Raw genomic sequence first — 20,867 nt, 5'->3', positions numbered from 1 at the left:
TATACCTTGTTGTTAGCGGCCGGTTCGAAAAGTGTTCTGGCAGCCCTGACAGCCGTTGTCGGCAAGGCCTCAAAGGTATGGCTAGCGCAACACAGCCAGCAGGCTGGCCGCATCACTGACCTCGAACTTGCCGGGGCTTTCAACCGCAATGTACTGGACTACCTGGTCGTCGACCAACATCGCATACCGCTGCGAGCGCCGCCCCAAACCGCGTGCCGAAAGGTCCTGGGTCAGCCCCAGCGCCTCGCTGAATTCGCCATTGCCATCGCCGATCATCTTGACCGCATCCCCGACCTGCATGCTGTTGCCCCAGGCGTTCATGACAAAGGCATCGTTCACCGAGACGCACAGGATTTCGTCAATGCCAGCCGCACACAACGCAGGGGCCGCCGCGACATAACCGGGAACGTGACGTTCAGAGCACGTCGGCGTGAATGCGCCCGGCAACGCGAAGATCAGCACCTTCTTGTGCTTGGCTCGCGAATGGAAAAGGCCATCGGGCCGATCGCGCAGGCGCCTGCGTCGCTGTTGTATTGATAAAGGGTAACGTCGGGCAGTTGATCGCCGGTTTTGATCATCGCTGTCTCCTGGGTGAGGTGAGGGCCAGGCAGCCATGATGCCGCAGTCGACCAGGCAACGCATCATGAGCAGGGCTAAAAAACCTGTGAAATAACTTCAATATCATTCATGCAGCGCCCCGCCTAGGATACGCCTCAATCAAACACATCAAGATTACGGTGTGAACGACTCAGCCTACGCAACTGACCAGCACTGAGTTGCTCACACTCAGGCATCTGGAAGCCGTCACCATGAATAAAGCGCCAACATTCACCGTCAAGCGCATTGCGTTCGACGAACATTATCACCCCGCCGAAAACACCCGCATCACGACCAACTTCGCCAATTTGGCCCGGGGTGCAAACCGCCAGCAAAACCTGCGCAATACCTTGACGATGATCAATAACCGTTTCAATGCGCTGGCGCACTGGGACAACCCCGAACATGATCGCTACCGCGTAGAGCTGGACATCATATCGGTGGAAATGAATATTGAAAATGCGCAGCACGGGCATGCACTGCCGCTGATCGAAATATTGAAAACCCATATTGTCGACCGCCAAAACAATACGCGCCTCGAAGGCATGGTAGGCAACAACTTCTCTTCGTACGTGCGCGATTACGACTTCAGCGTGCTGTTACTGGAGCATAACAAGCATCGGTCGACCTTCAGCACACCCGATCATTTCGGCGAGCTGCATGGCAACCTGTTCAAATGCTTCGTCAACTCGCAAACCTACCAGGAGCATTTCAGCAAACCACCGGTTATCTGCCTGAGCGTATCCAGCAGCAGGACTTACCTGCGCACCGAAAATCAGCACCCTGTGCTAGGGGTTGAGTACCAGCAGGATGAATACTCCCTGACGGATGAATACTTCAAGAAAATGGGCTTGAAGGTGCGCTATTTCATGCCGCCGAACAGCGTCGCCCCGTTGGCGTTTTATTTTGCCGGCGACTTGCTGGCTGACTACACCGACCTTGAACTGATCAGCACCATCAGCACCATGGACACCTTTCAGAAAATCTACCGACCCGAGATCTACAACGCCAATTCTCCCGCAGGCAAGGCCTACCAGCCCAGCCTGCAAAACCAGGATTACTCGCTCACGCGCATTGTCTACGACCGGGAAGAGCGCAGCCGCCTGGCGATCGAGCAGGGCAAGTTTGCCGAGGAGCAATTTGTCAAACCCTACCAGGCCACGCTGGCGCAATGGTCCGCTCAATACGCACGTTGAACATTCAAAGCACAAGGTCACAGTTCATGAACACATTGCTACCCACCTCCACGGCCGGCAGCCTGCCTAAACCCGCCTGGCTTGCTCAACCCGAAACACTTTGGTCACCGTGGAAGTTGCAAGACGAGCAACTGATCGAAGGCAAACAGGATGCCTTGCGCCTGGCCTTGCAAGAACAACAACACGCCGGTATCGACATCGTCAGTGACGGCGAGCAAACCCGGCAGCACTTTGTCACCACGTTTATCGAGCACCTCAGCGGCGTTGATTTCGAACAACGGAAAACCGTTAGAATCCGTGACCGCTACGATGCAAGCGTACCGACGGTTATGGGTGCTGTCGCTCGACAAAAGCCGGTGTTTGTCGAAGATGCCACGTTCTTGCGCCAGCACACCACACAGCCGATAAAGTGGGCGCTGCCCGGCCCCATGACCATGATCGACACACTGTATGACAACCACTACAAAAGCCGCGAGAAACTGGCCTGGGAATTCGCCAAGATTCTCAACCAGGAAGCCAGAGAACTGGAAGCCGCGGGCGTGGACATCATTCAGTTCGACGAACCGGCATTCAATGTTTTCTTTGACGATGTGAATGACTGGGGCGTGGCTACCCTGGAAAGGGCCATCGAGGGCCTCAAGTGCGAAACGGCCGTCCATATTTGCTATGGCTATGGCATCAAAGCCAACACCGACTGGAAAAAGACCCTCGGTTCAGAATGGCGGCAATACGAACAGGCCTTCCCCAAACTGCAGCAGTCCAGCATCGATATCATTTCGCTGGAATGCCATAACTCGCATGTTCCGATGGACCTGCTCGAGCTGATTCGCGGCAAGAAAGTCATGGTCGGCGCCATCGATGTGGCCACCCATGCCATTGAAACACCCGAACAGGTCGCCGCCACCCTGCGCAAGGCACTGCAATTCGTCGATGCAGACAAGCTCTACCCTTGCACCAACTGCGGCATGGCGCCCCTGCCCCGCCAGGTAGCCAGCGGCAAGCTCAAGGCCTTGAGTGCAGGCGCAGCCATTGTCCGTCAGGAACTCGCTAACGCACGCTGAAATGAATGCAGCCACAGGACCTACCATGTTGCTTTCCGGTACGGCGATCGAGCCGTCGACTTTTCGCCAGGCACTCGGGCACTACGCATCCGGCATCACGGTGATTACATCGCACCACGAAGGTGAGCCGATCGGCTTCACCTGCCAGTCGTTCTACAGCGTATCGATGAGCCCGCCGCTGGTGTCATTCAGTGTGATGTCCCGTTCGGCCAGCTACCCGAAAATTCGCCAGGCTGGGCGCTTCACGGTCAACATCCTGTCAGGTGAACAGGTCGGCATTTCCAACCAGTTTGCCCGGCGCGGCGCCAACAAGTGGCAGGGCGTCGAATGGCAAGCATCGCCGTTGGGCAACCCGATCATTGCCGGCAGCCTGCATTGGCTTGATTGCGAAATTCACGCCGAACATGCCGCCGGGGACCACCTGATCGTGATTGGCGAAGTCAAAGCGTTGAACCTGCAGGCCACTGCTGCCACGCAGCCGCTGCTGTATTTCAAGGGGCAGTACTGCAACCTCGCCGCGCCTCACGCGGCTTGAGCCTCACCCCACTCACGGAAAACCCAGCAAAGGAATTGTCAGGATCACGCAGCAGTGAAGAAAACCCGCCATTACTGCGTTGATCCGCCATTTTACTCATGATCGATTTACGCCACCTGCGAACCCTCCACGCGCTGCGTGAAACCGACAGCCTGCACGAGGCCGCCGAGCGCCTGCACCTGACACAATCAGCCCTGTCGCACCAGTTCCGCGATATGGAAGAGCGCATCGGCATGCCACTGTTCGTGCGCAAATCCAGGCCGGTGCGCTTCACCAGCGCCGGGCTGAAGCTGCTGCAGCTGGCCGATCAGGTGCTGCCTCAGATCCGCAATACCGAACGGGACCTGGGCAAGCTGGCCGGGGGCTGCGCCGGACGGTTGCACATCGCCATCGAGTGCCACAGCTGCTACCAGTGGTTGATGCCTTCAGTGGATGAGTTCCGCGGCGCCTGGCCTGAGGTGGAACTGGACCTCGCCTCCGGTTTTTCCTTCGCGCCGCTGCCAGCCCTGGAGCGCGGCGACCTGGACCTGGTGGTGACCTCCGACCCGGTGACACTGCCGGGTATCAGCTACGTGCCGTTGTTCAGCTACGAGGCACTGCTGGCCATCGACAACCACCACGCCATGCGCCACAAGCCGTACCTGGAGCCCACCGATATCGCCAGCCAGACACTGATCACCTACCCGATCGAACGCACCCGCCTGGACATCTTCACCCGCTTCCTCGACCCCGCCGACGTCGAGCCCGCACAGGTCCGCACCTCAGAACTTACCGTGATGATGATGCAACTGGTTGCGTCCGGGCGCGGCGTCTGCTGCCTGCCCAACTGGGCCGTGCACGAATACAGTTCGCGCGGCTATGTAACCGCCAAGCGCCTTGGCGAACACGGCCTGCAGGCAAACCTCTATGCGGCACTGCGCAGTGACATGCTGGAGGTGCCGTACGTGCGTGATTTTCTGCTGACGGCCAAGGATATTTCGTTCACCACGCTGGCAGGTGTCAGCGTGCCTTCAGGCCCGGTTCTCTGAAAGCCGGGCGTGCGTTTGCGAACCTCAGTGCCGGCCTTGGCGCGCCATGCCCCTACGGCCAAGGAATCAGCCAGCCTTCGCCAACTGCACTTGCAGAAACGCCATCAGTGCCCCCGCCACAGGTGACAAGCTGCGCCCTTTGCGGGTGAGCATGCCGATTTGCCGTTCTACCTTGGGCTCGACAAGGGGCACGAACGCCAGTTTGTCGTTCTCCTGCGGAAAAGCGAGGTACGGCAAGGTACTGATCCCTACCCCCTCCTCCAGCATGGCGATCAACGAAATCATGTTGGAAATGAACAGCCGGCTATCGGCCAGCAAACCCTCGGCCTCGGTACCCGCCAGTAATTGCGAGGTACCGTTGCGGATCATCGGCACGCCCAGCAACTGCGCCCAATGTAGCTGCCCCCCCGCCTGCGCCAGCGGGTGGTCGCTGCGGCACACCACGCCAACCTGATCATTCACGATGGGGGCGAATTCGAGCTGGTCATCGTCCACCCACAGGCTGCTGATGCCGAAATCCACTTGCCCTTGAGCGAGCAACTGCTGCACACGTTCGGCCGTGCCGTCCTGAATGCTGACCTGCACATTGGGGTGCGCGGCCACAAAGCGGGCCAGCGGCCCTGGCAGCATTCGGCTGGCCACAGAAGGCACGGTGGCGATGCTGACCTGGCCGATTTCATGCCGGGCAAACAGCATGGCTTCACGGGCAATACGGTCATGGTGCTCGATCAAGCCACGAAACAACGGGAGGCAATGCTCGCCATATGGCGTCAGCTCTACCCGGCCACCGCCCTTTTCGACCAGTGCCTGCCCCAGCTTCTGCTCCAGTTCACGCAGGGCCAGGGATATCGCAGGCTGGGTGCGAAAGGCCTGGCGGGCGGCCGCGTGGAAACTCTTGTGTTCGGCGACCAGTACGAAGTAACGCAACTGCGCGATTTTCAGCTCGGGCAACATGGTTAGCATTCCTTATCAAAGCATTTTTTTTATTAATTTTTATTTGCTGCATATTGCTCGCATGATGAATGCCATGCAAACGGAGGCGTTCATCCATGTCACACAAGACCTACAACAACTACATCGATGGCCAGTGGTGTGAAGGCCACGCCACTTTGGGCAACTACAGCCCCTCGGACACTGGCGACCTGATCGGCCAGTACCATCAGGCCAGCGCCGAACAGGCCCGCCAGGCCATTCAGGCCGCCCGCGCCGCTCAACCCCTGTGGGCCGCCAGTGGCCTGGAAAGCCGCCAGCAAGTGCTGATGGCCATCGGCGACGAGCTGATCGCCCACAAGGAAGAACTCGGCGAACTGCTGTCGCGAGAAGAAGGCAAACCCTTGGCCGAAGGCATCGGCGAGGTCAACCGCAGTGGCCAGTTCTTCCATTACTACGCCGCCGAAGTGCTGCGCCAGATGGGCGAGACTGCCGCCTCGGTGCGCCCAGGGGTGGACATCGAAGTGCATCGCGAACCGGTGGGTGTGGTGGGCATCATTACCCCATGGAACTTCCCCATGGCCACCGCCGCCTGGAAAATCGCCCCGGCCTTGGCCTTCGGCAACGCCGTGGTGTTCAAGCCGGCCAACCTGGTGCCGGCCAGTGCCTGGGCGCTCACTGAGATCATCAGCCGTCAGGGCCTGCCCAGCGGTACCTTCAACCTGGTGATGGGCAGCGGTGCCGACGTCGGCGAGGCCCTGATCCAGTCCGCCGAGATCGATGCCCTGACGTTCACCGGTTCTCTGCAGACGGGCCGACGCGTAGCGGTGGCCACCGCCGGTAACCTGGTGCGCTGCCAGCTGGAAATGGGTAGCAAGAATGCCCTGGTGGTCATGGACGACGCCGACCTCGAACTGGCCGTGGAATGCGCGCTCAACGGGGCCTTCTTTGGCACTGGGCAGAAATGCACTGCGTCATCACGGCTGATCGTCTGCGACGGCATCCACGACCGCTTCGTCGAGGCGCTGCGCCTGCGCATGCGCCAGCTCAAGGTCGGCCATGCACTGGAGGCTGGCGTCCAGATCGGCCCGGTCGCTGACGCGCGTCAGCTGGAACAGAACCTGGCCTACCTGCAACTGGCCCAGGCCGAAGGCGCCACCCTGATAGAAGGCGGCGAGCGCCTGCAACTGGCCTCCGATGGCTACTACATGCGCCCGGCCTTGTTCATCAACAGCCGCAACGACATGCGCATCAACCGCGAGGAAGTGTTCGGCCCCATCGCCTGCGTGATCCGCGTGCGCGATTTTGAAGAGGCGCTGGCCACGCTCAATGATACCGAGTACGGCCTCACAGCCGGGATCATCACCCAGTCGCTGCGCCACGCCAGCCACTTCAAGCGCCGCGCCCAGACCGGCTGCGTGATGGTCAATCTGCCCACCGCCGGGACCGACTACCACGTGCCATTCGGGGGCCGCAAAGCCTCGAGTTTCGGCCCCCGGGAACAGGGGCAATACGCTCGCGACTTCTACACCGTGGTCAAGACCACCTACCTGCGGCCCTGAAGGAATACATGCCATGCACGACCTTTTGATGATCGACGGCCTGCAGTACTCCAACTGGAGCCAGGAAATATTCCAGCAGATGCAGGCCGGTGGCCTGAGCGCGGTGCACGCCACCATCGCCTACCACGAAAACGCCCGCGAAACCCTGTCACGCCTGGGCGAGTGGAACCGCCGCTTCGAGACATGGCCCGAGCTGATCCGCCCGGTGCGCACGGCCAGCGACATCCGCCTGGCCCACGAGGAGGGCCGGGTGGGTATCTTCTTCGGCTTCCAGAACTGCTCGCCGATCGAGGACGACATTGCCCTGGTGGAGGTTTTCCGCCAGCTCGGGGTGTTCGTCATGCAGCTGACCTACAACAACCAAAGCCTGCTGGCCAGCGGTTGCTATGAGCGCGAGGACAACGGCATCAGCCGCTTCGGCCGCCAGGTAATCGCCGAAATGAACCGCGTCGGCATGCTCATCGACATGTCTCACAGCGCCGAGCGAAGCACGCTTGAGGCCATTGAACTGTCCAGCCGACCGGTGATCATCTCCCACGCCAACCCTGCCAGCTTCCACGCCGCCAAGCGCAACAAATCCGATGCGGTGCTACGCGGGATCGCAGAGTCCGGCGGGCTGCTGGGCTTCAGCACCTATCCGTTCCACCTCAAGGGTGCCTCGGACTGTAGCCTGGAAAGTTTCTGCGACATGGTCGCGCGCACCGCCGACCTGATGGGTGTGGAGCACATCGGCATCGGCACCGACCTGTGCCAGGCGCAACCCTTGTCTGTGCTGGAATGGATGCGCAACGGCCGCTGGAGCAAGCACAAGGACTACGGCGAAGGCTCCAGGGACAACGCCAACTGGCCGGCGCCCTTGCAGTGGTTCCGCGACAGCCGCGACTTCCGCAACATTGCCCAAGGCCTGCGCGCCCGCGGCTTTGCCGAGCACGACGTGGGCAACATCATGGGGCTGAACTGGTTGCGCTTGCTGGAGACCGCCACCACGGCACAGGCCTGAACCCCTTGCACGGACAGCATCAACAATAAAAAGAATCGCAGGTTCCGGAGGTTTCATGAAAAACCCAACTACCTTGCAGGCCGACGGCCAGGCCATGGGCCTGCCTATGGCACGCGATATCGACTGGCCGTTGTTCCTGATCAGCGGCGGATTCCTAGGCGCCTTCCTGCTGGCGGCGCTGATCGACATCGACACCGTGTCGGCGCTGGTCAATACCCTGTTCGCCTGGTCGACAAAGGCCTTTGGCCTCTATTGGCAAGTGCTGATGCTGGCAACCTTCGCCGTCAGCCTGTTCATCGGTTTTTCCAGGTGCGGGCGTGTACGCCTGGGCGGGGTCACCCAGCGCCCGGACGTCAGCACCTTCAACTGGATCGCCGTGATCATGTGCGCCCTGCTGGCAGGTGGTGGCGCCTTCTGGGCCGCTGCCGAACCCTTGATGCACTTTGCCAGCCCACCGCCCTTCTTCGCCGGCCTGCAACCGCACAGCGAAGCGGCGGCCACCGCGGCACTGGCGCAATCGTTCGTGCACTGGGGCTTCCTGGCCTGGGCCGTGCTGGGCAGCCTGCTGGCGATCGTGCTGATGCACCTGCATTACGATAAAGGCCTTCCGCTGGCGCCGCGCACCCTGCTTTACCCCCTGTTCGGCCAGCGAGCGCTCAAGGGCCCGATCGGCACCTTGGCCGACGCTGCCTCGATCATCGCGGTAGTGGCCGGCACCATCGGTCCGATCGGTTTCCTTGGCCTGCAGATCAGCAGCGCCATGCACGCCGTGTGGGGGTTGCCCAACACTATCGTCACCCAGTCGCTGACCATTGTCCTGGTGACCGCGATGTACACCGTCTCGTGCCTGGTGGGCCTCAAAGGCATCCGTTTTGTCAGCGAGATCAACGTCTGGTTGATGATCGGCCTGGCCCTGTTCATGGTGGTATTCGGACCGACGCTGTTCATCCTCGGCGGTTTCCCGGCGGCCTTTGCCCTGCACGTGGAGCACTTCATCCCCCTGACGATGTTCCGCGCCGACCCCAAATGGCTGGACTGGTGGACGGTGTTCTACTGGGGCTGGTTCATCGGCTACGCGCCCATGGTGGCTCTGTATGTCGCGCGGATCTCGCGGGGCCGCACCATCCGCGAGATCATCATGACGCTGTCGATCATCGCACCGCTGGTGACCATGTTCTGGTTCACTGTGGTGGGCGGTACCGGGATCGGCCTGGAGCTGCAAACGCCAGGCATCGTCACCGCCCATGGCGCCAAGCCTGAAGACCTGTTGCTGGGAGTGACGCAGCACCTGCCACTGGGTGGCCTTGTCAGCGCGCTGTTCCTGTTCTTGAGTTTCATCTCGGTGGCCACCAATGGCGACGCCATGGCCTTCACCGTGGCGCTGGCGATGTCCAGCAACGATAAACCGAAGAAGTGGTTGCGCGGTTTCTGGGCAATCGGCATGGGCCTGGCGGCGGTGGTGCTGATCACCATTGGCGCAGGCGGGGTGACGGCCCTGCAATCCTTTATTGTCATCACCGCGGTGCCGGTGTCGCTGGTGATCCTGCCAGCGCTGTGGGATGCCGTGCGCATCGCTCGACACATGGCCCGTGAACAAGGCGTCTGAACATGATCCATCCAGGTACAACAACAATGCCCAACAGCGTGCCTGCAATACCCGCGTTGCGCCCTGCCAGCCAAGTCATGGACCTGGCCCGGCTGGGTAGCCACTTCCAGAGCCCGCTAAGCTTCGTGCGCAGCAGCATGCGGCGGATGATGCAGCAGCGCTGGCAAATCCGGCGCAGCTGTTTCGACCTCGATGGCCAAGGCTTCGGCACTGCGATCTACCGCATCGAAACGCCAAACGGCCATTACCACTGCGTGATCTTCTCGGCCTACCTGCCGCCCGAAAAGCGCAGCGATCGGGTCATCGCCGACCAGTGGGACGTCAGCTTCGTGCTGGTGGCCGGCGATGTCGACTCGGCACAACTGGCCGACCTGCAACGCAACGTGCCGCTGCAGGAAGCCGGTCGCTTCGATGCACGCGTGCTGGTGTTGTCGCGGGCCAACCGTAGCTTGCGCAATTTCGACCGGTTTCTGGCGGCGCTGGCAGAAGGACGCCAGCCCGATCCACAACAACTGGCTGAAGTCGGCTACCTGTATCGCACCACCGCGGTGTACGGTAACGGCAAGTTCGGCATCGCCGATTTTGGTTGCCTGCAAGATAACCCGGACTTCAACCAGCCGTTCAGCGCGCAGATGTTCACCGTCTACCTGCTGCGACACTTCAGCATCGAGCAGATCAACCACATGGCCCGGGCACTCGCCCCGCAGCGGGCAGTGCAACTGGCCCCGGCGCTACAACGCTACCTGGGGGTCGGCAACGCGACCGGGCTGGGAATGGCCCCTTTTCTGATCAACCACCCTCAACTGGTGGAGCACTGGATCAGTACGCGGGAAACGGCCCTGGCCCTGGTGCTGGCGCAGTCGGCGGAGCCCGACCAATTGGCACGCCTGCAGCAATTGCTGGCGCGCGCCCAGTTGCACCTGAGCCAGTCCCGGACCGAAGACCAGCGCCAGCATGAGCAGAACCTGCAAACCTTGGCCGAGCTTGCTTTACTGGCCACCTGGCTTGGCACGCAAGCCGACGGCGCGGGCCTTTGGCCGCGTCTGCTGGCCTGGGCGCAATTACACACGGGGGTGGGCTGCCAGGAGCTTCTGGTCAGCCTGCTGCTGGAGCTGTACCCCGAGCAGGTCACGCCCCTGGCCGAGCACATGGGGGTCAACGAAAGCTGGCAGCTGGACGCCCAGATGCCCCTTGGGCAACTGCGCCAGCTCATCGAGCAGCAGTATGGCTGGGCGTTGCGCTACGACTTCAGTGCTGCCGATGCGGAGCACTTCTTCTGGTACCGCTCAGCTGAAAAAGAAGAGCCGCGCCTGGGCATTCGCGCAGAGGAGCCAGGGGCCGAAAAAGAAATGCAGCTGGGTATTGCCCGCAATATCCAGCAGTGCCATGGCGCGCTGCTGGAGCACCTGCAACGGCAGCCTCAGGCGCTGACCGCTCACTTCCTGATCGCCCAACCGAGGTTCAAGGGCGCGGTACGCCGCCTGCAAGGCATGGCAAAAACAAACTTCGGTGAAATCCGTGCCAATCTGCTGGCCCGGGACATGCTGCCGATTCACCTGCTGCGCTGCAAACTGGCATTTTTCGGCGCGGGGAAATTCGACCCCAAGTCAAGCCGCTGGGTGCGTATCACGCTGTTCCAGGGCGCGCCGCTGGTCAGCGACATCGGTCAGCCGTTCGCAGACGACTGGAATTTCGCAGTCATGCCGCAAAGGGAGCTTTGACCATGCGCGTATCGCTTAACGAAATACAGGTGATGTGCCGCAAGGCATTCGAAGGCATGGGCTTCGCCCCGGGCGACTGCGAGGATGCCGCCGAACTCGTGGGCTGGCTGCAACTGCAGGGGCTTGATGGCGTCGGTGCACTGGAAAAGGCGTTGCGTTATCTGCAAGCCGAAGCTGCACAGCCATACGCCTTGTGCCATGAGGATAACGCCCTGCTGGTGATCGACGCCAAGGGCCAGAGCGTATTGCGCTGCGCCGCGACGGTGGTGGAACTGGCGGCAGCCAAGGCCATGCGCTGTGGTCAGGCCGAACTGCGCATCCGCCACTGCCACAACCGTTTGCTGTTGCTGGGCTACCTGAGCCGGGCAGCTGTGCAGGGGCTGCACGTGCAAGCCCGCTGGGAGGACGCCCGCCAATACCACCTGGCCGATTTTACCGCCGGCATGCCGCGCCCGGAACTGAGCAGTGAAGCCCGGCCCCGGGGCATTGAAGCGGCCGCGCAAGACGTAACGGTGCTGTTCACCCGAGCAGGCCAGACCGCCCAGGCGATAACCGACCCGCAACGCACACTGCAGCAAGGTTTTACCGTCAACGAACATACCTGGCAAAGGCTCAGGCAGCTGGCCGAACACATCCTTGTCGAGAGCACCGATGCCTCACGCCGCCACGGTGCAGGCGGCGGCAGCGACGCCGACTGAACACCCTTGCCACTGAGGAAACAACCCATGAAGCATGCAATAAAGACCGAGCTGTTCGCCTCCAGGGCGCCACTGGAATGGGCGGTCGTCGGCAACGGTACGTTGTACACGGCCCAGATCCCAATCGATACGCAGGGCCAGGTGGTTGCCGGCGGCATCGAGGCACAGGCCCGCCAGACACTGGACAACCTGCGCCACACCTTGGAAGCCGCTGGCAGCTCGCTGGATGCCGTGACCCAGGTACTGATCTACGTGACCGACCGCCGCTATCTGGCAACTGTAAATGCCGTGTACGCCGAGTATTTCCAGGCACCCTACCCCAACCGCGCGGCCGTCGTGGTGGCGGGCCTCGCCCGGGAAGAAATGCTGGTGGAGCTGGTGGTCTACGCCTGCCTCTGAGGGCCTGAAGGCGCTCGCCTGGCGATATTCAGCGTGTGTTCAATCGGGTGCCGCCCGCGCGGCACTCGATGCATGATGCCCCCTTCCCCCCAAGTCATGCACCCGGACTATTCCCATTTTCTGCCGCCGGGCACCGGCTTGCGCCCCATTTCGGTTCAAATCCCGCGCCCGGATCAAAAGCGCCCTCTTTTGATGCGCCGGCCCTTGCGGCCAGGCAGCACACATCGGGTGTGCCCCTCACATTTCCTGCATCGCCAGAACCGCCAGGGGTATTCGGCACTTTTATTGCACAGACCGGTTGTACTCAACGCACAGGCAATCTACCGAGACCGAGGTTAACGCGAGACACAGCTCCCACTTACCCCAGCAAGGCAGCACCCTGAAAGACGCAGATGAACCGCAATGAAGCTGCCGGCAACGGCGGCAAGGAGTGGGTATGTCCCGGGCTTTTTTCAATGAAATGTACGAAGCGAACGGCACTTGCCGCCCGCATTACCAGGAGTTCGCCCGCTGGCTGGCCAACACCCCGCTGGAGTTGCTGGAACAGCGCCGCCGCGAGGCCGACCTGCTGTTTCACCGCGCTGGCATCACCTTCACCTTGTACGGCGACAAGCAGGATACCGAGCGCCTGATCCCCTTCGATATCATCCCGCGCAGCATCCGCGCCAGCGAATGGCGCACGGTCGAGCGTGGCTGCATTCAACGGGTACAGGCGCTGAACCTGTTCCTGCAGGACATCTACCACGACCAGCGCATTCTCAAGGCCGGCATCATCCCGCCAGAGCAAGTGCTGGCCAACGAGGGCTACCAGATCGCCATGCAGGGCCTGGACCTTCACCGTGGGCTGTATGCGCATATTGCCGGTGTCGACCTGGTACGTGACGGCGATGGCAGTTACTTCGTGCTGGAAGACAACCTGCGCACCCCCAGCGGCGTCAGCTACATGCTCGAAGACCGCAAGATGATGATGCGCCTGTTCCCCGAACTGTTTGCCGCCCAGCGCATCGCGCCCATCGATCACTACCCCAACCTGCTGCTGGACACGCTCAAGAGCGCCAGTCCACTGGACAACCCTACCGCGGTGCTGCTCACGCCCGGCCGTTTCAACAGCGCCTATTTCGAGCATGCTTTCCTGGCCCGGGAAATGGGCATCGAGCTGGTCGAAGGCGCCGACCTGTTCGTACGTGATGAGCATGTCTACATGCGCACCACGGCCGGCCCCCACCAGGTGGACGTGATCTATCGTCGCCTGGACGACGACTACCTCGACCCGCTGTCCTTCAACCCTGACTCGATGCTGGGCGTGCCGGGGCTGATCTCGGTTTACCGCGCCGGCAATGTGGTACTGGCCAACGCCGTCGGCACTGGCGTGGCCGATGACAAATCCATCTACCCCTTTGTCGACGACATGATCCGCTTTTACCTGAGCGAAGAACCGATCCTGAACAACGTGCCGACCTGGCAGTGCCGCAAGCCGGCGGACCTGTCCCATGTACTGGCCCACCTGCCCGAACTGGTGGTCAAGGAAACCCAAGGTTCCGGCGGCTATGGCATGTTGGTCGGGCCCGCCTCGACCAAAGCCCAGATCGAGGACTTCCGCGCGCGCATCAAAGCCCGCCCGCACGCCTATATCGCTCAACCGACGCTGTGCCTGTCAACCTGCCCGACCTTCGTCGACAGCGGCATCGCACCGCGTCACATCGACCTGCGCCCGTTCGTGTTGTCGGGCAGTGAAACCCGCCTGGTGCCCGGTGGCCTGACGCGCGTGGCGCTCAAGGAAGGCTCGCTGGTGGTCAACTCGTCGCAAGGCGGCGGTACCAAGGACACCTGGGTGGTGGAGGACTGAGCCATGCTTTCGCGAACCGCTTCCGACCTGTACTGGATGTCCCGCTACCTGGAGCGTGCAGAAAACCTCGCGCGCATGCTCGAGGTCAGCTACTCGCTGTCGCTGATGCCCCAGGCCGGGCGCAGCGACGGCCATGCCGAGCTGGCAATGTCGCTGATGGCCTCGGGCATGCTGGACGACTACCAGCGTCGGCACAATGAACTCGACACCGAGCTCATGCTGCACTTCTTCGCCCTCGACGCCACCAACCCCAGCAGCATCTATTGCTGCCTGCAGGCCGCCAGGACCAATGCCCATGCAGTGCGCGGCCGAATCACCGCCGACATGTGGGAGAACATCAACGCCACCTGGATCGAAATGCGCAATATTGCCAGCAACGGCCTGGGTCGCTATGGCATCAGCCAGTTCTGCGACTGGGTCAAGGAACGATCACACCTGTTCCGCGGTGCGACATCCGGCACCATCATGCGCAACGATGCCTACAGCTTCATTCGCCTGGGGACCTTCCTGGAGCGGGCGGACAACACCCTGCGCCTGCTCGATTCGCGCTATGAAATGTTCGGCGAGGCCTCCGAAGAGGTCAGCGACGACTCCGCCCGCGGTTATTACCAATGGAGCGCCCTGCTGCGCGCGCTGACCTCGTATGAGGCCTTCAACGAGCTCTATCGCGCCGCGCCCAGTGCCCGGCCGGTGTCCGAGCTGCTGCTGTTGCGGGTGGACGTGCCGCGCTCGCTGCATGCCTGCATCGAGGAACTGGACCTGATCCTGGCGGGCCTGCCGGGCAGTACCGGGCGTGCCGCCCAGCGCATGGCCGCCGAACTGAACGCGCGCCTGCGCTACACCGCAATCGACGAAATCCTTGATGCAGGGTTGCACCCCTGGCTAAGCGACTTCATCGGCCGCATCAACCAACTGGGCCAGGCCGTCCATCACTCCTACCTGGAGGTTGTATGAAACTGTCCATTCGCCACGACACGACCTATAGCTACGCCAGCGACGTGTGCAACAGTATCCAGTTCCTGCGCCTGACGCCGCGCAGCAGCGAACGCCAGCGTATCAATCAATGGCAACTGGACCTGCCCTGCAAGGTCAAGGGCCAGATCGACCCTTACGGCAACATCCTGCATGTGCTGACACTGGACAAACCCCATGGCCACCTGGCGCTTACCGCACACGGCCAGGTCGAGATCGACCCGGATTGCGAACACGAAACCGAGAGCCAGTCTCCCCTGCCGTTCCTGCGCGGTAGCCACCTGACGCTGGCCGACAACACCCTGATTGCTTTCGCCGCCCGGCATTGTGGCAGTCACCGCGACCGGGCAGCACTGATCGGGCTGATGCAAGGCCTGGCCGAGCACATGCCCTACAGCCCTGGGGCCACGTCGGTGGGCACCACGGCCATCGAAGCCTTCAACGGTGGCGCAGGCGTGTGTCAGGACCACACCCACGCCTTCCTGGCCTGCGCACGCAGCCTGGGGGTGCCGGCACGCTATGTGTCCGGCTACCTGTGCACCGAGGACGAACAACACCTGGCCAGCCACGCCTGGGCCGAAGCCTGGGTCGACGAAGCCTGGTACAGCTTCGACATTACCAACCGCCTGACCCGGCCAGAGCGTCACCTGAAGCTGGCGGTGGGCCTGGACTACCTCGATGCCTGTCCGGTCAGGGGCGTACGCCGCGGCGGCGGCGCCGAATCGATGCAGGCCAGCGTCCACGTGCATCGCCAGTGACAGGCTGGCGTCAGACCGGTCTTGCCGCGCGAGTGCGGCAAGACCCTTCCACACGCAACACAAGGGAAACCGCATGACTTACTGTGTCGCCATGCACCTGGAGGACGGGCTTGTCTTCATCAGCGACTCACGCACCAACGCCGGCATCGACCAGATCTCCACGTTCACCAAGTTGTTCGTCTTCAGCGCCCCGGGCGAGCGGCTGATCGTGCTGCAGACCGCCGGCAATCTGGCGACCTCACAGTCGGTGGTAAACCTGCTGCAGCAACGCACCCAGGGCAACGGCCCCCACCTGCTGAACGTTGCCACGCTCTACGATGCAACGGTGCTGGTCGCCGACACCCTGCGCGAGGTGGTCAAAAGAGACCGCAGCAAGCTCACGGCCGATATCGACCTTAGCAGTTCATTCATCGTCGGCGGCCAGATAGCCGGCGGCCCCATGTCCATCTACAACGTGTATGCACAAGGCAATTTCTTCCAGGCCACACCGGACACCCCGTTTCTGCAACTGGGTGAAAGCAAGTACGGCAGGCCAATACTCGACCGCAACCTGGATTACCGCACACCGCTCGATGAAGCGCTGCGCTGCGGCCTGATCTCGTTCGACTCCACCATCCGCAGCAACCTGTCGGTGGGCATGCCGCTGGACTTGCTGGTGTACCGCAACAACAGCCTGGAAAGCATGACGCGCAAGCGCATTACCAGCGACGATGCCTATTACCAGCAGATTCGCAGGCAGTGGAGCGACGGCTTGAAAACCCTGCTGGCCGAACTGCCAGCGCCGCCTTATGGCTGAGTAAGCGAACTGTCCAGATCCTTTGGTGCCTGGACAGGCACCTTCGCGGTCTGGCCCGCGCCCACAGGTACTGTGCAAGCCTTGAAGGCTGTGATGGCCTGTGGGAGCGGGCGAGCCCGCGAACAGGCCGGTACAGGCAACACCTCAGTAAAACCAATGTGTAATGTTCGAAACTCCGTGGGTTATCCTGCGCCTTCCCCCCTGTCACGAGCCTGTCATGTCGTGCGCTGCTACACCGGTGCCAATTCACCGCGCCGACCAGACTCCCGCAATGCCGCCCCATGCCATGCATGACATGGGCTCACCTATGGGGTGAGGAGTGATCGTTTGAGTCGATCAAATCGCTGAAATCTAATGGGTGCAAACCAACAAGAAGCTCGCACGGAAGCGATCAGCGATAGAGAAAACCACACGATGACTCCAACGTTCTCATTACTCGTCCTGGGCACCGCGATACTCCTGATCGTCGTCATGATCAGCAAACTCAAAGTACACCCGTTTCTGGCCTTGATGGCCGCAAGCCTGGTGGTCGGTGTCGGCACCGGCATGGCGCCTACGGCAATCGTGGCGGCATTCGAGAAAGGCATGGGCAGCACGCTGGGCTTTCTTGCCGGCATCATCGGCCTGGGCAGTATCCTCGGCAAACTGCTGGAGGAATCCGGAGGTGCCAGGCGCATCGCCACCACACTGCTGAACGGGCTGGGGGAACGCAATGCCTCGTGGGCAATGATGCTCGTCGGCTTCATCGCCGGCATCCCGGTATTCTTCGAAGTCGGCTTCGTCCTGCTGATTCCGTTGATCTACGTGGTTGCACGGCAAACCCGTATCAGCATGCTGTACCTCGGCGTGCCGCTGGCCACCTCGCTGATGGTGGTGCACTGCATTCTCCCGCCACACCCGGCCGCCACAGCCATCACCGGCATGCTCAATGCGGATATCGGTACGGTCATCCTGTACGGCCTGATCGTTGGCCTGCCGACCGCTATCATCGCGGGCCCGGTGTGGGTTCGCTTCACCTGTAACCGTGAAGCCGACGAATCCCAGCAGGCCTTCCTGTCTGCGCGCACGGTGGCTCAAGCAGAAGAGCAGGCAACGCCCGCGTTCGGCATCACACTCACCACCGTACTGCTGCCACTGGTGTTGATGGTCGGCAAAACGTTGGCCGTCACGGTCCTGGACAAGGGCTCTGCGCTGTACGAGTGGATGGCCTTCCTGGGCAGCCCACTGATTGCCCTGACGCTGTCGGTGGTGTTCGCCTACTGGGCACTGGGCTTGCGCCGCGGCCTGGATATGGCAGACCTGCTGAGCCTGACCCAGCGCTGTTTCCCTCCCCTGGCCGGCATTTTGCTGATCATCGGTGCCGGCGGTGCCTTCAATGACATGCTCGTGGGCAGCGGCATCGGCAAGGCACTGGCCGATGTACTGAACCAGACGCAGCTCAACCCGATCATCCTCGCCTGGTTGATCGCCGGGATCATGCACTTTGCCGTCGGCTCGGCCACCGTCGCGATGATCAGCGCGGCCGGCATGGTAATGCCAATCCTTGGCCAGCACCCGGAATACAACCGGGAAATCCTGGTGATCGCCATCGGCGCCGGCGCCATCGGCTGGACCCACATCACCGACTCGGCGTTCTGGGTGGTGAAGGAGTACCTGGGCCTTTCCCTGAGTGATGCACTGAAGAAGTTCACTGCCGCTACAGTGCTGGCCTCGGTAGTCGCCTTGTGCCTGACCCTGCTCCTTTCGAAGATTGTCTGATCTACTCTGCACATACCGCACTACAGGTGAAATCATGATTCACGGAAAAACCCTGGAAGCCTGGCAACAAAGCCACCCGATCATCGCCGAGCTGGTGGCCCTGAAGCCAACCAGCTGGTTCAACCCTGGCATCGCCAAGGCTGCAGAAGCCCTGCACGACGTGGGCCTGACGGCGGCCGACGTGCAAGTCACCAGCGCGCGACTGCAGCGGTTCGCGCCTTACCTGGCCACCGTGTTCCCCGAGACGGCAGCGGCCGGCGGGGTCATCGAGTCGCACATCACCCCGCTGCCACAGCTGCGCCAGCTGCTTGTCGAGGAGGGATCGCTGCAGAACGCAGGCAGCCTGTGGCTCAAGGCGGACAGCGACTTGCCTATCTCCGGCTCGATCAAAGCCCGGGGCGGCATCCATGAGGTGCTCAAGCACGCCGAGGACCTGGCCCTGGCTGCCGGCTTGATCACGCCAACGGATGACTACACCAAACTGGCGAGCGACCAGGCCCGCGCATTCTTCAGCCAGTACACGATCGCCGTGGGCTCGACCGGCAACCTGGGGCTGTCGATTGGCATCATGAGCGCCAAGCTGGGCTTCCAGGTGAGCGTGCACATGTCGTCTGACGCCAGGCAATGGAAGAAGGACAAGCTGCGGGCCAACGGTGTCACGGTGGTCGAACACGCCTCCGACTACAGCGTGGCGGTCGAGCAAGGCCGCCAGCAGGCAGCATCCGACCCCAGCTGTTACTTTGTCGACGACGAAAACTCCCCGCAGCTGTTTCTTGGCTATGCCGTGGCCGCCGAACGGTTGGCGCGGCAATTCGACCAGGCGGGCATCCAGGTAAACGCAGATCATCCATTGTTCGTGTACCTGCCGTGCGGCGTAGGGGGCGGCCCAGGCGGTGTTGCGTTCGGGCTGAAACTGGTATTCGGCGATGCGGTGCACTGCATCTTTGCCGAGCCCACCCATTCCCCCTGCATGCTGCTGGGTGTCTATACCGGCCTGCACGATGAAACCAGCGTGCAGGACTTCGGCATCGACAACATCACCGCCGCCGACGGCCTGGCGGTCGGGCGCCCATCAGGGTTTGTCGGCAAAGCCATGCAGCGCCTGATCGATGGTTACTACACCGTGACCGACGAAGAACTGTACCGCTTGATGGTCATCGCCCATGAGCAGGACAAGGTCAAACTGGAACCCTCTGCCCTGGCCGGCGTACCCGGTATGCTGCGGGTGCTGCAAGCAGGCGAGTACCTGGCTCGCCAGAGCTTCACCCCAACCCAGCTGCAGCAGGCTACACACCTCGTCTGGGGGACGGGTGGCAGCATGGTGCCGGACGATGAATTCAACGCCTATCTGGCGAAAGGGCGCAGCCTGCAGGCAAACGTGTAACCGCAATCAGCTCACGGCGCAGGAAGGATTGATCAATGAAAAAGCCCGGCGGCGGCGCCGTGAAACTCAATGGCTCGCACCTGGGCAGCCTGCATGTCTTTCTGGTGGCGGCACGCCACTTGAGCTTCTCGCGCGCCGCCGATGAGCTGTGCCTGACGGCCAGTGCCGTGAGTCACCGCATCAATCGCCTGGAAGATGAGCTGGCGCTCAAGCTGTTCCACCGCATGCCGCGCAAGGTCAGCCTCACCGAAGACGGCGAGCGCCTGTTCGCGGTCATGCAACGGACCATGGATGAGTTAAGCGAGGCCGTGCAGGAACGTGCTCACGCCGAAATCGCCGGCCAGTTGACGTTGTATGTGCGCCCGTCAGTCGCACAATGCTGGCTGGTGCCGCGGCTGGCGCAGTTCACCGCCCGCTACCCTGATATCCAGCTGGATATCAGGGTGGGCAACGAGAGCATCGATTACCGCACCCGCAAGATCGACCTGGTCCTGTGTTATTCGGATGGCCATCACCCGGGGTTGCAGAGCATCCACTTGATGGACGAGCGGATCGCCCCGGTGTGCTCCCCCCGTTACGCAGAAACCCATGCATTGACCGGTGACCTGCACCCGCTGGATCATTGCACCGCCTTGCATGACGTAGCGGCCTGGGACAACGCTGCATTCGATGCAGAATGGCAGCTCTGGGCCAACACCACAGGTGCGGGTATCAGCCTCCCGCGCCGATTCCTCACATTCGATCGCTCCGACCTGTGCACGCTCGCCGCGCTGAATCACGTAGGCATCGCCATTGGCCGCGAACAGCTGGTCAAGGATCGCATTGCACGAGGTGAGCTGGTTTTGCCGTTCGGTGGTTTCGTCGACACCCCCAACTATGGCTATTACCTGGTCTACCCGCATCATGACCCGATGCCCAAACGCCTGCAGGTGTTGATCGACTGGCTCGTGGAATGTGCCCACTCATCCAGTGCAAGTCATTGAGCGACTCAACCTGTTCAGCAGTCAACGGGTCTCAGCG

18 protein-coding genes and 1 pseudogene are annotated in these 20,867 nt (G+C 61.8%); 17 read left to right on the top strand and 2 right to left on the bottom strand.

What is annotated here, in order from left to right; translation table 11 throughout:
* Nucleotides 1-81: 81 nt before the first annotated feature.
* A pseudogene (locus KW568_RS12310) lies at nucleotides 82-578 on the bottom strand (peroxiredoxin).
* Between the two features lie 231 nt (nucleotides 579-809).
* Here KW568_RS12310 and KW568_RS12305 point away from each other — a divergent pair.
* From KW568_RS12305 to KW568_RS12290, 4 genes are all read left to right on the top strand, one after another.
* Nucleotides 810-1,793: a DUF1852 domain-containing protein gene (locus KW568_RS12305; RefSeq protein ID WP_004576492.1), complete on the top strand. Its 984-nt coding sequence runs from the start codon at nucleotides 810-812 to the stop codon at nucleotides 1,791-1,793.
* Between the two features lie 26 nt (nucleotides 1,794-1,819).
* Nucleotides 1,820-2,854, top strand: coding sequence for a methionine synthase (locus KW568_RS12300; protein ID WP_004576491.1), 1,035 nt, complete (start codon nucleotides 1,820-1,822; stop codon nucleotides 2,852-2,854).
* Between the two features lie 25 nt (nucleotides 2,855-2,879).
* A complete protein-coding gene (locus KW568_RS12295; RefSeq protein ID WP_004576490.1) occupies nucleotides 2,880-3,389 on the top strand; it encodes a flavin reductase family protein in 510 nt (169 codons plus the stop codon).
* A gap of 98 nt (nucleotides 3,390-3,487) precedes the next feature.
* Nucleotides 3,488-4,417, top strand: coding sequence for a LysR family transcriptional regulator (locus tag KW568_RS12290; protein WP_004576489.1), 930 nt, complete (start codon nucleotides 3,488-3,490; stop codon nucleotides 4,415-4,417).
* Nucleotides 4,418-4,483: 66 nt separating this feature from the next.
* Here KW568_RS12290 and KW568_RS12285 read toward each other — a convergent pair whose 3' ends face one another.
* Nucleotides 4,484-5,371 carry a LysR family transcriptional regulator gene (locus tag KW568_RS12285; RefSeq protein ID WP_004576488.1) on the bottom strand — a complete coding sequence of 296 codons (888 nt, stop codon included), beginning with the start codon at nucleotides 5,369-5,371 and terminating at the stop codon, nucleotides 4,484-4,486.
* Nucleotides 5,372-5,466: 95 nt separating this feature from the next.
* On the opposite strand from KW568_RS12285, the gene KW568_RS12280 reads away from it, so the two are divergent.
* The 13 genes from KW568_RS12280 (at nucleotide 5,467) to dsdC (ending at nucleotide 20,830) form a co-directional block, all read left to right on the top strand.
* Nucleotides 5,467-6,909 carry an aldehyde dehydrogenase family protein gene (locus KW568_RS12280; protein WP_004576487.1) on the top strand — a complete coding sequence of 481 codons (1,443 nt, stop codon included), beginning with the start codon at nucleotides 5,467-5,469 and terminating at the stop codon, nucleotides 6,907-6,909.
* 13 nt (nucleotides 6,910-6,922) lie between these two features.
* Entirely contained in the window at nucleotides 6,923-7,909 is a 987-nt protein-coding gene (locus KW568_RS12275; protein ID WP_004576486.1) for a dipeptidase, read from the top strand.
* Between the two features lie 55 nt (nucleotides 7,910-7,964).
* Complete coding sequence (locus KW568_RS12270; RefSeq protein ID WP_004576485.1) at nucleotides 7,965-9,515, top strand: BCCT family transporter; 1,551 nt, start codon at nucleotides 7,965-7,967, stop codon at nucleotides 9,513-9,515.
* A gap of 26 nt (nucleotides 9,516-9,541) precedes the next feature.
* The gene (locus tag KW568_RS12265) at nucleotides 9,542-11,236 is read left to right on the top strand and encodes a hypothetical protein (protein ID WP_004576484.1); all 1,695 of its coding nucleotides are present in this window, start codon (nucleotides 9,542-9,544) and stop codon (nucleotides 11,234-11,236) included.
* A 2-nt stretch (nucleotides 11,237-11,238) separates the two neighbouring features.
* Nucleotides 11,239-11,934 (top strand): DUF3726 domain-containing protein, encoded by a 696-nt coding sequence (locus tag KW568_RS12260; RefSeq protein WP_004576483.1) that lies wholly within the window; start codon nucleotides 11,239-11,241, stop codon nucleotides 11,932-11,934.
* Between the two features lie 27 nt (nucleotides 11,935-11,961).
* Entirely contained in the window at nucleotides 11,962-12,333 is a 372-nt protein-coding gene (locus tag KW568_RS12255; protein WP_003254071.1) for a RidA family protein, read from the top strand.
* A gap of 436 nt (nucleotides 12,334-12,769) precedes the next feature.
* Nucleotides 12,770-14,179: a circularly permuted type 2 ATP-grasp protein gene (locus KW568_RS12250; RefSeq protein ID WP_004576482.1), complete on the top strand. Its 1,410-nt coding sequence runs from the start codon at nucleotides 12,770-12,772 to the stop codon at nucleotides 14,177-14,179.
* Nucleotides 14,180-14,182: 3 nt separating this feature from the next.
* Entirely contained in the window at nucleotides 14,183-15,133 is a 951-nt protein-coding gene (locus tag KW568_RS12245; RefSeq protein ID WP_004576481.1) for an alpha-E domain-containing protein, read from the top strand.
* Nucleotides 15,130-15,909: a transglutaminase family protein gene (locus tag KW568_RS12240; RefSeq protein WP_004576480.1), complete on the top strand. Its 780-nt coding sequence runs from the start codon at nucleotides 15,130-15,132 to the stop codon at nucleotides 15,907-15,909. Before KW568_RS12245 ends, KW568_RS12240 begins: the two co-directional genes overlap by 4 nt.
* Nucleotides 15,910-15,982: 73 nt before the next feature.
* Nucleotides 15,983-16,705, top strand: a complete 723-nt coding sequence (locus KW568_RS12235) for a proteasome-type protease (RefSeq protein ID WP_004576479.1) — start codon at nucleotides 15,983-15,985, stop codon at nucleotides 16,703-16,705.
* A 414-nt stretch (nucleotides 16,706-17,119) separates the two neighbouring features.
* On the top strand, nucleotides 17,120-18,463 hold the full coding sequence (locus KW568_RS12230) for a gluconate:H+ symporter (RefSeq protein ID WP_033726731.1): 1,344 nt from the start codon (nucleotides 17,120-17,122) through the stop codon (nucleotides 18,461-18,463).
* A gap of 34 nt (nucleotides 18,464-18,497) precedes the next feature.
* Nucleotides 18,498-19,847 (top strand): D-serine ammonia-lyase, encoded by a 1,350-nt coding sequence (locus tag KW568_RS12225; RefSeq protein ID WP_004576477.1) that lies wholly within the window; start codon nucleotides 18,498-18,500, stop codon nucleotides 19,845-19,847.
* A gap of 35 nt (nucleotides 19,848-19,882) precedes the next feature.
* Nucleotides 19,883-20,830: a DNA-binding transcriptional regulator DsdC gene (gene dsdC, locus KW568_RS12220; RefSeq protein WP_003254082.1), complete on the top strand. Its 948-nt coding sequence runs from the start codon at nucleotides 19,883-19,885 to the stop codon at nucleotides 20,828-20,830.
* The last annotated feature ends 37 nt before the right edge of the window (nucleotides 20,831-20,867 follow it).

The sequence above is a fragment of the Pseudomonas sp. HD6515 genome (assembly GCF_024971855.1).
Classification (GTDB): Bacteria; Pseudomonadota; Gammaproteobacteria; order Pseudomonadales; family Pseudomonadaceae; genus Aquipseudomonas; species Aquipseudomonas alloputida.
The sequence above is the reverse complement of the archived record's forward strand: the minus strand, read 5'-3'. Positions and strand labels throughout refer to the sequence as shown.